Raw genomic sequence first — 12652 nt, 5'->3', positions numbered from 1 at the left:
GGGGATGTTGATCCCTGGCCCCGACGCGATTGACCACAACGACATTCAGCACAGAGGGTGATGACACGTGCAGTTCGGAATATTCAGCGTCGGAGATGTGACCCCCGACCCCACCAGCGGGCGAACGCCGAGCGAGCACGAGCGGATCAAGGCCATCGTCGCCATCGCGCTCAAGGCGGAGGAGGTCGGCCTGGACGTCTTCGCCACCGGCGAGCACCACAACCCGCCGTTCGTGCCGTCCTCGCCCACCACCATGCTCGGCTGGATCGCCGCCCGCACCGAGCGGATCATCCTCTCCACTTCCACCACGCTGATCACCACCAACGACCCGGTGAAGATCGCCGAGGACTACACGATGCTCCAGCATCTCGCCGACGGCCGGGTGGACCTGATGATGGGTCGCGGCAACACCGGCCCGGTCTACCCGTGGTTCGGCCAGGACATCCGCCAGGGCCTGCCGCTCGCGATCGAGAACTACGCGCTGCTGCACGAGCTCTGGCGCGAGGAGACGGTGGACTGGTCGGGCCGCTTCCGCACCCCGTTGCAGTCCTTCACCTCGACGCCGCGCCCGCTGGACGGCGTGCCGCCGTTCGTCTGGCACGGGTCGATCCGCTCGCCCGAGATCGCCGAGCAGGCCGCGTACTACGGTGACGGCTTCTTCGCCAACCACATCTTCTGGCCCAAGGAGCACTTCCAGAAGCTGATCAACCTCTACCGCGAGCGCTACGCCCACTACGGCCACGGCACCCCCGAGCAGGCGATCGTCGGTCTCGGCGGGCAGGTGTTCATGCGCCGCAACTCCCAGGACGCGGTGCGCGAGTTCCGCCCGTACTTCGACAACGCGCCGGTGTACGGGCACGGGCCCTCGCTGGAGGAGTTCACCGAGCAGACCCCGCTGACCGTCGGCAGCCCGCAGGAGGTCATCGAGAAGACGCTGACCTTCCGGGAGACCTTCGGCGACTACCAGCGCCAGCTCTTCCTGATGGACCACGCCGGACTGCCGCTGAAGACCGTCCTGGAGCAGCTCGACCTGCTCGGCGAGGAGGTCGTCCCGGTGCTGCGCAAGGAGTTCGCCACCGGCCGGCCGGCCAGGGTCCCCGACGGCCCCACCCACGCCGCCCGGGTCGCCGAGGCCACCGAGGTCCTGGAGGTGGCCAAGTGAGCGACGGCGCACTGCACTTGGTGGTGGTCGCGGCCGGGCTCTCGGTCCCGTCGTCGACCCGGCTGCTGGCCGACCGGATCACCGACGCCACCATACGTCAACTGCGCTACGGCGGACGGGAGGTCGACCTCCAGGTGATCGAACTGCGCGACCTGGCACGGGAGATCGCCGACAATCTGGTCACCGGCTTCCCGCCGCCCGCGCTGCGCGCGGCGATCGAGGCGGTCACCGCGGCGGACGGGCTGATCGCCGTGACGCCGATCTTCAGCGCGTCGTACAGCGGCCTCTTCAAGTCCTTCGTGGACGTGATCGACAAGGACGCGCTCACCGGCGCTCCGGTGCTCGTCGCCGCCACCGGTGGAACCGCCCGGCACTCGCTGGCCCTGGAGCACGCCATGCGACCGCTCTTCGCCTATCTGCGGGCCGTGGTGGCGCCCACCGCCGTCTACGCGGCCTCCGAGGACTGGGGCTCGACCGGTGACGCCAGCGGCGGCCTGGCCGCCCGGATCGCCCGCGCGGCAGGCGAGTTGGCCGATCTGATGACGGGCCGGCCGGTGCCCGCGCGCGCCACGGCCGAGACCGTCGTCCCGTTCGAGGAGCAGTTGGCGGCGCTCGCCGTCGGTCGCCGGTGATCGCGCGACCGCTTGCCACCCCGACCTGGTGACGGTGCGCCCAGGGGCAACGGTCGGTGCACTCCAGGCCCATACCCGCAGTTCAGGTGCCCCTAGCTTGGCTCGAGTCGATGTTCCGCTGAAATCCCGCTAACCCCCCAAGGAGTTCCCATGACCAGTTCCGACCACCCCACCATCAGCGGCAGCAGCCAGCCGTTGCTGCACCAGAAGGGCGAGGAGATCCAGGAGTTCGGCACCGTCAACCAGGTTCCGCTCGGTCTCTCCTACGACGCCCGCCTGTACGCCTGCCAGCGGCTCAACCGGGTACTGGCGGACACCAGCATCCTCTACACGCTCTACAAGAAGCACCACTGGCTGATGCGCGGAGCGACCTTCTACCAGCTGCACCTGCTGCTGGACAAGCACGCGGACGAGCAGCTGGCGCTGGTGGACGCGCTCGCCGAGCGGGTGCAGGCCCTGGGTGGCGTGGCGGTCGGCGACCCGCGGCACGTCGCGGAGATCACCTCGATCCCGCGTCCGCCGGACGGCGTCGAGGAGGTGCCGGCGATGCTGTCGCGGCTGCTGGCGGCGCACGAGGCGATCCTGATCGACGCCCGCGATGCCGCCCGCCGGGTGGCGGAGCTAGGCGACGACGGGAGCAACGACCTGCTGGTCTCCCAGGTCGTGCGCACCGGCGAGGCGCAGGTGTGGTTCCTGGCCGAGCACCTGGTGGACGTCCCGCTGGTGCGGCTGTGACCTGCCGGCTCCACCCGCACCCCGCCCCGCAGCGCTGACAGGAGTCGCCATGGCGTCATCCGCGACGGTGGAACTGTCCCGCTGGCAGTTCGCCATCACCGCCATCTTCCACATGACCTTTCCCGCTCTGACCGTCGGGCTCTCCATCCTGCTCGCCGTCGTCTACACGGCCTACCTGCGCACCCGTGATCCGCTCTACCTGCAGATGTTCCGCTTCTGGCGGAAGATCTTCGCGGTCGGGTTCGGCCTCGGTGTGGTCGCCGGCACGGTGATGACCTTCGAGTTCGGCCTGAACTGGGGCAGTTACGCGCATGCGGTGGGTCCCATCCTCGGTGTCACCATCGGGATGGAGGTGATCACCGCGTTCTTCCTGGAGGCCGGCTTCATCGGCATCATGCTCTACGGCGAGGGACGGGTGCGTCCGCGCACCATGGCCTTCGCCTCGTGGATGGTCGCCTTCGGCACCCTGCTGTCCACCACCTGGATCCTCTCCGCGAACAGCTGGATGCAGGATCCGGCCGGCTTCACCAAGGTCGCGGGCCAGTTCCAGGCCCGCGACTGGTGGCAGGTGCTGTTCAACCCCGCGTTCTCCTACCGCTTCCCGCACATGCTGCTCGCGGTGCTGATCAGCGCCGCCTGGTTCGTCGGCGGCATCGCCGCCTGGTACCTGGTCAGGCAGCGCTCGCTCGGCTTCGCTCGCCGCACGCTCTCGCTCGCGCTGGGAGTGCTGGCCGTCCTGATGCCCGTTCAGCTGTACGCGGGCGACGAGACCGCGGTGTTCATGGGACAGCACCAGCCCGCCAAGCTGGAGGCCTTCGAGGGCAACTGGAAGACCGACAACAACGGCTACAACCTGGTCGTCATCCCCGACCCGGGCAAGGGCAAGGACAACCTGCGCATCGAGATCCCGCACCTGGGCGCGGTGATCGGCAAGGACCTGACCGGCCAGGCCCACGTGCCCGGCCTGTTGCAGACCCCGCCGGACCAGCGCCCGAACATGTGGAGCGCCTTCTACGGCTTCCGGGCGATGTACTTCACCGCGCTCACCATGTTCGCGATGGCCTTCGCCGGACTGGTACTGCGCCTGCGCGGGCGGCTGTTCACCGCCCGGCGCTTCCACCGGCTGCTGGTCTGGATGACGCCCGCCGGCCTGATCGCGATCACCGGGGGCTGGATCACCGCGGAGACCGGACGCCAGCCCTGGGTGGTCTACGGCCAGCTCCGTACCTCGGACGCCGTCTCCCAACTGTCCACGACCGAGGCCGCGCTGAGCCTGGCCGGCTTCGTCGCGGTCTACGCCGTGCTGGTCGCGGTCTGGGTCCGCTACATCGTCCGGGCCGTCAAGGCGGGGCCGGAAGCCCTCGACTCGCCAACCGCCGGCCACCCGATCCTGCCGGAGACCGTCCATGGCTGAGTACGCTTCCTACGCGCTGATCCTCTTCGCGCTCGGCGCCTACGTGGTGCTGGACGGCTACGACCTCGGGATCGGGATCCTCGGTCTCTTCGACCGCAGCGACGAGCGGCGCAAGGAGTACACCGAGCTGGTCGCGACGGCCTGGGACGCCAACGAGAGCTGGATCATCCTCGCCGGGGTCACCCTGTGGGCGGCGCTGCCCGGCGTCTACGCCACCGTGCTCCCCGGGGTCTACCTGCCGCTGATCGTGATGCTGCTGGCCTTCGTGCTGCGCGGGTTGGGGCTGGAGCTGCAGAGCTCCGCGCCGGACTACCGTCGCGGCTGGGGGCGCCTGTTCGGCATCTCCTCACTGGTGGTGACGGTCTGCCAGGGTCTGGTGGTCGGCACCGTGCTCAGCGGTCTGCCGCAGCACGGGGGTGTCTACGACGGCGGTGCGCTGCGCTGGCTCACGCCCTACAGCGTGCTGTGCGCGCTCGGCCTGACCGCGCTGTACCTGCTGGCCGGCGCCGCCTGGCTGCAGGCCAAGACGGAGGGCGGCGCCCGCCGTCGGGCCGCGCGGCTCGGGCGCCCGCTGCTCGCCGTGACGGTCGGGGCCTGCCTGGTGCTGGGCTTCGGCCTGGAGGTGGCCGACCCGCAGCACTTCCGCTTCGACCAGCCGCTGCGGGCCGTCCTGTTCGGCCTCCTGGTGGCGGCCGCCGCCGGGTGCGGTGCCGTCGCCTGGTACGGCTTCGGCAAGGAGCCCGACGCCCGGCCGTTCATCGCCGTGCTCGGCGCCCAAGTCGCCGGGCTGCTGGCGCTGGTGACCGCGACCGCCCCCATCGTCGTGCCGCCCGGCCTGAGCGTGCACGCCGCCGCCAGCCCGGTCGGGTCACAGGTGTTCCTGCTGATCGGTGTCGGCTGCTGCATGCCCGTGGTGCTCGCCTACAACATCTACGCCTGGTGGGTGTTCCGAGGGAAGTACCGGCCGCCGGCCCCGGCCGCGCTCGCCGTACCCGTCAATCATGTTGAGGTCCACACGGATCTGCCGGTCAGTCATGTCCCGGTGGCGGAAGCGGGCGTGTGGGTCCTGGTCCGTCGGGTCGGGTTCACCGTGCTCGGTGTCGGTCTGGTCGCGGTCGTGCAGGACGTGTTCGGCGGTCAGGGCGAATGGATCGCCCCTGTCGCGCTCGTGCTGTTCGGCGCCCTCGCGCTCGCCGCCTGGCTGGTCGGCGACCGGCGGTCCGCCGCCGCCGGGGAGTTCGACGTCGAGCAGGCGGCACAGCGGTGAGCGACACCGCCGCCCTGCTGACGCGCCTGGCCGACGACGACGCGCAGCAGGACCAGAAGCGGGCGCTGCGCCGGTTGCACGAGTGGGCGCACGCGCAGGCACCCGCCTTCCGGCGGGCCGGCACGCTGCGCGGGCTCGCCGCGCTCGGCACCGTCGGCTGGGCGGCCGGGCTCGGCTGGGCCGCCCAGTTGGCGCTGCACGGCCAGCGGGCGGCGGTCACCCCCGTCTCGGTGCTGCCGGCGGCCGGCCTGATCGCGGCCGGGCTCGCGCTGCGGGCCTGGCTGCTCGCGGCCGGCGACCTGGCCGCGGACGAGGCGGCCGCCGCGGTCCGGCACGCGCTGCGCGGCCGGCTGCTGGACGCCGCCCTGCCCGCCTGGCGGCAGCCGGCCGGCGCGGCGCGCCCCAGCGGAACCGACGCCGCCTTCGTCCAGGCCCTGGACGAGGAGATGGACCGCCTCACCGACTGGCTGACCGGCTACGTCCCGGCGCGCCGGACCATGCTGATCGCCGGCGGCGTCGTGCTGGCGGCGATCGCGTCGGGCAGCCGGGTGGTCGCCCTGCTGCTGGTGCTGGCGACCCCACTGCTGCCGGCCAATCTCAAGGTCATCGGCATGGGCACCCGCGCCGCCGTCCAGGCCCAGCTGACCGCCGCCCGGACCCTCAGCGCCCGCCTGCTGGACCAGTTGCGCGGGCTGCCGACACTGGTCGGCCTGGGCGCCGACGAGCGCGCCGCGCTCGCCGTCGAGCAGGACGACCGCGAACTGGCCGACCGGACCCAGGCGGTGCTGCGGGTGGCGTTCCTCTCCACCGCCTGGGTGGAGCTGCTGGTCACCGGAACGCTCGCCGTGGTCGCCACCTACTGCGGCCTGGTGCTGCTCGACTACCTGCACCTGCCCGGCATCCCCTCGAGCATGAGCCTGGGCACGGCGCTCTTCGTCCTGGTCCTCACCCCTGCCTACTTCGCACCGGTGCGGGAACTGGCGCGCGGCTACCACGCCCGCGCCGAGGCGTCCGCCGCCGCCGAGCTCGTCAACGGTCTGCTGGACGTGTCCGCGACCGGGCGAGCGACACCCAGGCCCACCGACGCTCCCCGCAGCGTCCAGCTGCGCGCGGTCGAGGTCACCTTCCCCCACCGCGACCGGCCCGCCCTCGACGACGTCACCCTGACCGCGCGCCCTGGGCAGGTACTGGCCCTCACCGGCGCCAGCGGAGCGGGGAAGTCCACGCTGCTGGCGGTCGCCGCCGGACTGCTCGCCCCTGAGTCCGGGTCGAGCACGCATGAGGTCGGCGGTGTACCGCAGCCCGCCGACCCCCGTGCGGTGTCCTGGATCGGCCAGCCCTGCTACCTGCTGCCGGGCACGGTGCGGGAGAACCTGCTGCTGGCCCGCCGGGACGCGGACGACGCGACGCTCGACGCCGCCTTCGCCACGCTCGGCTTCGCCGACCTGCGCGCGGCACTGCCGCACGGCCTGGACACCGTCGTCGGCGAACGCGGCAGCGGGCTCTCCTCCGGCCAGATCCAGCAACTGGTCTTCGTCCGCGCCCTGTTGCGGGACACACCGGTGCTCTGCCTGGACGAGCCGACCGCCCACCTGGACCCCGGAGCCGAGGAACGCGTGATGGCCGCCGTCCGCACCCTGGCGCGCGACCGAACGGTCCTGCTCGCCACCCACAGCCCCGAACTCCTGAAGATCGCCGACGCGGTCGTCGCCATCGACCGGGGGCGCATCCGCACGGTGACATCAGATGGCACGCCGTCAGACGGCCTGATTTCATACGGGGTGACGTCGTGAAGCCCCTCACCCTGCTCTGGACGTCGGCCGACCGCCGGGCCCGACGCGACCTGCTGCTCGGCGCGCTGCTGGCCGCCGCCGCCGAGGTGACCGCCGCCGGACTGCTCGGCGTGTCCGGCTGGTTCCTCACCTCCTGCGCACTGGTCACGCTCCAGGCCAACACCACCTGGTCCTGGATGTATCCCTCGGGCACCGTGCGGGCGTTGGCCCTCGGGCGGACCGGCCTGCGCTACACCGAACGGCTCACCAGCCACCGCGCCCTGCTCGGCGCGACCGTCGCGCTCCGGGCCACGATGGTGCGCACCGCCGGCGCGCTCCCGCCACGCCAGTTGCGGGAGCGGCGCGACGGCGCGCTGCTCGCCCGGCTCACCGACGACGTGACGGCCGTGGGCGCGGCACCGGCGCGGACGATCGCCCCGCTGACCGGCGTCGCGGCGACCGCCCTGGTCGTGGTGGCGCTGATCTGCGTGGCGAGCCCGGCGGCCGGGGTGGCCGAGGTGCTGCTGCTCGCGCTGGCCATCGCCGTGGCCGTGCGCGCGGACCGCCGCGCCGCCGCCCGCCTGGCCGAGGCCACCGTTGAGCGGGCCGCCGCCCGATCCGCGCTGCTCAGCGCCCGGGCCGCGCTCGCCGAACTGCGTTGCCTGGACGCCGTCGACCTGGCCCGCGACCAGGTCGCCCAGCGGGTGGAGCGGGCGCGGCGAGCTGACGCCGCGTCACTGGCGGCCCTGCGGGGCGGCCGGCTGCAGCTGCGCCTGCTCGCCGTGCTCGGGCAGGTCGCGGTCCTGCTGCTCGCCCTCTCCGGCCGGCCGACGATCCAGCCGGTGGCCGACGCCATCGGGGAGACCCTGCTGATCGCCGCCGGGTACGAACTGGTCGAGACCCTGCCGCAGATCCTGCGCGACCGCGGCTCGGCCGTGCGCTCCGCCGTGCGGCTGACCGACCTGCTGGCGCGCGCCCGCGCGCTGCCCGCCGGTCCGGCCGTCCTGCTCCCCCGCGCGCCGCTGGTGGTGCGCGATCTCCCCGTGGGCCTCGGGGCGGCCCGGGCCCGCTGGTCGGCCACCCTGCTGCCGGGCAGCGCCACGCTGGTCACCGGGCCGAACGGAAGCGGCAAGAGCACCCTGCTCAACCTGCTCGCGGGACGGATCGAGAGCCCGGCACCGGGTGTCGTCCTGCTCGGTGACGCCCGCCTGGACACGCTCTCGGCGGCCACCGTGGCCGCCGCGCTCACCCTGGTCGAAGCCGAGGACTGGCTGGCCGACAGCACCGTCGCCGGCAACCTGCGGCAAGCGGCGCCCTGCGCCGACGACGAGGCACTGCACGCCGCGCTCGCCGCCGCGGCGCTGGCGGACCTTCAACTCGAGTCACCCACCGGCCCCTTGGGAAGCATGCTCTCGCAGGGACAGCGGCGCCGGCTCGCCATCGCCCGCGCGATCCTGCGCGACCCCGCCGTGCTCCTGCTCGACGAACCCACCGCCGGGCTCGACCGACCCACGGCCGTGCGGCTGCTGAGCGGAGTCCGGCAGGCGCTGCCGCACTGCGCGCTCGTCATCGCCCTGCCGGACCAGCACCACGACCTGCTGCCCTTCCCCGTGGACGGCACGGTGCGCCTGGACGGTGCGGATCAGCGGAGCAGCGGTGCCGACCAGGAGGCCTCCCGCCTGGGGTGAATGGGGTCGTCGATCGCCGAAAGGGCTTGTCCGCTACGGCCGTTGCGCACGGCGATGAGTTCCGCCGCGATGGACACGGCGGTCTCCCGCGGCGTGCCGGCGCCCAGGTCGAGCCCTACCGGTGAGCGCAACCCGGCCAGCGCGTCAGGTGACACGCCGGCCTCGATCAGCTCTCGCTCCCGAGCCGCCCGCACCCGCCGCGAACCGAGCGCTCCGACGTACGACAGCGGTCGGCGCAGTGCCTCGACGAGCAAGGGCACGTCGAACTTGGGATCGTGCGTCATCACGCACACCGCCGTGCGGCGATCGGTTCTTGTGGCCGCCAGGTAGCGGTGCGGCCAGTCGACCACCACCTCGTGGGCGGCCGGGAAGCGCTCGCGCGTGGTGAAGGTGGCGCGTGCGTCGCAGACCGTGACGTGGAAGCCGAGAAAGGCCCCGATCTCGGCGACCGCGGCGGCGTGGTCGTTGGCACCGAACACCAGCAGCCGAGGGCTGGGGGCCCAGGACTCGAGCAGCACCCGGGTCACACCACCCGTGTCGTAGACGCTCACGGTGGTGACGTCCACGCCCAGCAAGCTGCGCGCGTCGGCCAGCACCGCCCGGTCCAGGTCCCGCTCTCCGGTGCTCCCGAGGTGCCGGTCGCCCACCAGCGCGATCGCCCGTCCCGCCCAGCCGTTCGGACCGTCCAGCACCCGCGCCAGGACCACCGGCCGCCGTGCCGCCACCGCCCGGAACGCGGCGGCCAGCACCCGGGCCGTGTCACCCTGTACCGCCTGCACGAAGACCTCGAGCCCGCCTCCGCAGGTCAGGCCGGCGGCGAAGACATCGTCGTCCGAGGGCCCGAAGCCGGCGAGCCGCGGTTCGCCCGAGGACAACACCTCGCGCGCCAACTCGTACACCGCGCCCTCGACACAGCCGCCCGAGACGCTGCCCAGCGCCGTGCCGTCCGTGTCCACACACAGGGCCGACCCCAGCGGCATGGGCGCGCTGCCCCGCACCGCCACGATGCTCGCGACGGCGTAGCGGGCTCCGGATTCCTGCCACGCGAGGAGTTGTGGCGCCAGTTGTCGCATCAGAACCATCGCTCCACGAATACACACCTCTGTGCCTGGTAGTTTCTGCGGGAATTGACCGCGCATGCAGCGTAGGCGTCGCCGTCAAGCGTGCGGCGGGCGACTTACCGCCCCGTGCACTCTCGGACAGACTCTGTGCACTGGTCGGCGAAATCATTCGGGGTGGCGCGCTATTCCGAGAGTGCACCGGGGATGCTCATCGGTGCACTGATGATCGGAACCAGTAGCTCCAACTGCCAAGCCAGACAATCGATATGTATGGTCGTCAGGAGACGGTGACCGTCACCGTCGTCACATGGAGATCGGGAGATCCCTGATGGACATCACGCTGGAGATCGCGGAGAACGGCATCGTCGTCGAGGAGCTGGGCCAGGCCGAGGCCGGATTCTGCTCGCAGGGCTGGGCCGTCCCCGCCTTCTGCTCGCAGGGCTGGGCCACCGAGGCCTGAGCATGGCCTCGCGGGCCGCACGGGACGTTTCGGCGCTGTCCCGTGCGGCCCTTTTCTTCGGATTGTTCGGCCGCTGGGAGAAGGTGACTGGGATGAAATACCTCAGGTTCAAGAGGCATATCGGTGTTCACCCGGTGCCGGGTGACGGCGTCTTCCTCCTGCTCGCGGGCCGCACCGTCGTGCTGCACGGTGCCATGATCCAGTTGCTGGCTCCGCTGCTCGACGGCCGCTGGACCCGGGACGAGATCGTCGAGCAGGCGTCCGCCTCCTTCGCGGCCGACAGCGTACGCCGCCAGCTCGACAGACTGGTCGGCGCCGGCTTCCTGGTGGAGTCCGAGCCTGGCGAGGATCGGCAGGCCGCAGGCTACTGGGAACTCGCGGGCACGCAGGCCGCACACGCGGAGCACCGGCTGGCCCGCGGTGCTGTCAGCGTCACGGCCGTGGGCGGCGCGGACGCCTCCCCCCTGATCGAGGCCGTGCGAGCGGCCGGACTCAAGGTCACTCGGCAGGACGCCGAGCTGGAGATCGCGGTCGCCGATCACCTCCTCCATCCTGACCTGCTGGCCGCCGACGACCAGGCTCTGGTGTCGCGGCGGCCTTGGTGCGTGGTGAAGTTGACGGGCGGTACCGCTTTCCTGAGCCCCGTGCTGGAACCGGGCCGGACGGCCTGCTGGCACTGTGCCGCGTTCAGTCTCGCGGGGCGCCACCTGGAGGCCGCGTTCATCGAGAGCACCACGGGCGGCGGTCACGTTGCAGCCGAGGTCCCGGTGGGAGGGGAGCTGGTGACCCAGCTCACCGCACGGCTTGTCGCCCTGCGCGCAGCCCAGTGGATCGCCGGTGTGCGGGACCCGGATCGGCGGGTGCTGACCTTCGACACGCTGTCCCTGAGCTCGCGGCGCCACCGGCTGGTCCGCCGGCCGCAGTGCCCGGCGTGCGGCGACCCGGGGCTGCTACGAGCCCGGGCGCTGCGCCCGCTGACCTTGACGCACCAGCCCGCGCACGGCGCCTCCGGCGACGGCCGCCGCTTCCTGTCCCCCGAGGCAATGCTCACGGCGTACGGGGATCTCGTCAGCCCGGTGACCGGCATCGTCACCGATCTGACGCCGCAGCAGACCGGCACCGACCTGCTGCACGTCTGCACGGCCGGCCACAACTTCGCGCTGTACGGGCCGGGAGCCCGCAGACACGGCAGACCGCTGCGCGGCCAGAGCGCGGGCAAGGGCGCAACCGCGGTCCAGGCGAAGGCAGGCGCGCTGGGCGAGGCCATCGAGCGGTTCTCCGCGGTCTGGCAGGGCGACGAGCACCGCGTCCGCGCGTCCTACCGGGCCCTCGCGGGGGAAGCGGTCCACCCTGACGCCCTCCAGCTCTACAGCGAACGGCAGTACGCGGACCGGGCGGACCGGAACGCCCGTCGCATCGCCTTCCACCAGGTACCCGAGCCGTTCGACGAAAGTGCCACGCACGACTGGACACCGGTCTGGTCGCTGACCAGGCAGCGGCACGTTCACGTGCCCACCGCCACGCTCTACCATCGCTACCCGCAGGTACCGGGACGGGCGTTCACCAACGCGGACTCCAACGGCAGCGCTGCCGGCGGCACCCTGGCGGAAGCCGTCCTGCACGGGCTCCTCGAACTGATCGAACGTGACGCTGTCGCGCTGTGGTGGTACAACCGCGTCCGGCGTCCCGCCGTCGCCCCGAACTCGCGCGACACCCGCGCGCTCGCGCACCTCGCCGGCTGGCAGGAGAGCCACGCCGCACTCGGCCGCGAGTCATGGGTGCTGGACCTCACCTCCGACCTCGGGATCCCGGTCGCGGCGGCCGTCTCCCGGCAGACCGACTCGCCCGCCGAGGGCATCCTGCTGGGCTTCGGAGCGGACCTGGAGCTGGGTGGTGCCGTCGCCAAGGCCATGAGCGAGGCCGATCAGCTCCTACCGGTCGCGGCGCGCGCGGTATCCCGCGCCGGGTCACCGACGCCGCAGGGCGACTTCGCCCAGCACTGGTGGCGCACCGCCACGGTGGCGGACCACCCGTATCTGCGGCCGCTGCCGGATGGTCCCGGCCCGACTGCTGCGAGCCCGCCCAGCCGGGAGCGCACCGACCCGCTCGCCGAGGTCGAGACGCTGCGGCACGCCCTGGAGGAGCGTGACCTGGAAGTCCTGGTGGCCGACCAGACCCGTCCGGACATCGGCCTGCCGGTCGTCAAGGTCATGGTGCCGGGACTGCGGCACTTCTGGCCGCGCTATGCCCCCGGGCGCCTGTACGACGTCCCCGTGCGACTGGGCTGGCTCGCGGCCCCCACCGCCGAGGAGGACCTCAACCCGATCGGCATGTTCCTCTGAACCGCACCGAGCGGAGCGCACCTTGCCCACCGGCCGGTCCGTCGGCATCGGCAGTCGGCTTGGCGGCAACGGGCTGTGCGGGGCGATAACCTTCAGGGTTCCCGCTGACGGGAGGTTGA

General features: G+C 72.3%; 10 protein-coding genes. 9 read left to right on the top strand and 1 reads right to left on the bottom strand.

Annotated features, from left to right (window positions below; all coding sequences use genetic code 11):
- The first annotated feature begins 67 nt into the window (after window positions 1-67).
- The 7 genes from P3T41_RS11060 (at window position 68) to P3T41_RS11030 (ending at window position 8670) form a co-directional block, all read left to right on the top strand.
- Window positions 68-1162 carry an LLM class flavin-dependent oxidoreductase gene (locus P3T41_RS11060; RefSeq protein ID WP_280689499.1) on the top strand — a complete coding sequence of 365 codons (1095 nt, stop codon included), beginning with the start codon at window positions 68-70 and terminating at the stop codon, window positions 1160-1162.
- Window positions 1159-1794 carry an FMN reductase gene (locus P3T41_RS11055; protein ID WP_280689498.1) on the top strand — a complete coding sequence of 212 codons (636 nt, stop codon included), beginning with the start codon at window positions 1159-1161 and terminating at the stop codon, window positions 1792-1794. The genes P3T41_RS11060 and P3T41_RS11055 overlap by 4 nt, the downstream gene beginning before the upstream one ends.
- 150 nt (window positions 1795-1944) lie before the next feature.
- On the top strand, window positions 1945-2529 hold the full coding sequence (locus tag P3T41_RS11050) for a DNA starvation/stationary phase protection protein (RefSeq protein WP_280689497.1): 585 nt from the start codon (window positions 1945-1947) through the stop codon (window positions 2527-2529).
- Between the two features lie 49 nt (window positions 2530-2578).
- Window positions 2579-3943 carry a cytochrome ubiquinol oxidase subunit I gene (locus P3T41_RS11045; RefSeq protein ID WP_280689496.1) on the top strand — a complete coding sequence of 455 codons (1365 nt, stop codon included), beginning with the start codon at window positions 2579-2581 and terminating at the stop codon, window positions 3941-3943.
- Complete coding sequence (locus tag P3T41_RS11040; protein ID WP_280689495.1) at window positions 3936-5210, top strand: cytochrome d ubiquinol oxidase subunit II; 1275 nt, start codon at window positions 3936-3938, stop codon at window positions 5208-5210. The genes P3T41_RS11045 and P3T41_RS11040 overlap by 8 nt, the downstream gene beginning before the upstream one ends.
- The gene (locus P3T41_RS11035; protein WP_280689494.1) at window positions 5207-7003 is read left to right on the top strand and encodes an ATP-binding cassette domain-containing protein; all 1797 of its coding nucleotides are present in this window, start codon (window positions 5207-5209) and stop codon (window positions 7001-7003) included. The genes P3T41_RS11040 and P3T41_RS11035 overlap by 4 nt, the downstream gene beginning before the upstream one ends.
- Complete coding sequence (locus P3T41_RS11030) at window positions 7000-8670, top strand: ATP-binding cassette domain-containing protein (protein WP_280689493.1); 1671 nt, start codon at window positions 7000-7002, stop codon at window positions 8668-8670. The genes P3T41_RS11035 and P3T41_RS11030 overlap by 4 nt, the downstream gene beginning before the upstream one ends.
- On the opposite strand, the gene P3T41_RS11025 is transcribed toward P3T41_RS11030, so the two are convergent.
- On the bottom strand, window positions 8625-9743 hold the full coding sequence (locus P3T41_RS11025) for an XdhC family protein (protein WP_280689492.1): 1119 nt from the start codon (window positions 9741-9743) through the stop codon (window positions 8625-8627). The genes P3T41_RS11030 and P3T41_RS11025 overlap by 46 nt on opposite strands.
- 295 nt (window positions 9744-10038) lie before the next feature.
- Here P3T41_RS11025 and P3T41_RS11020 point away from each other — a divergent pair, with 295 nt between their 5' ends.
- Entirely contained in the window at window positions 10039-10191 is a 153-nt protein-coding gene (locus P3T41_RS11020; protein ID WP_280689491.1) for a hypothetical protein, read from the top strand.
- A 92-nt stretch (window positions 10192-10283) separates the two neighbouring features.
- Complete coding sequence (locus P3T41_RS11015; protein ID WP_280689490.1) at window positions 10284-12533, top strand: TOMM precursor leader peptide-binding protein; 2250 nt, start codon at window positions 10284-10286, stop codon at window positions 12531-12533.
- Window positions 12534-12652: the final 119 nt, after the last annotated feature.

Source organism: Kitasatospora sp. GAS204B (assembly GCF_029892155.1).
Classification (GTDB): domain Bacteria; phylum Actinomycetota; class Actinomycetes; order Streptomycetales; family Streptomycetaceae; genus Kitasatospora.
Note: the sequence above shows the minus strand (reverse complement) of the source record. Positions and strands in the feature narration are given on the sequence as shown.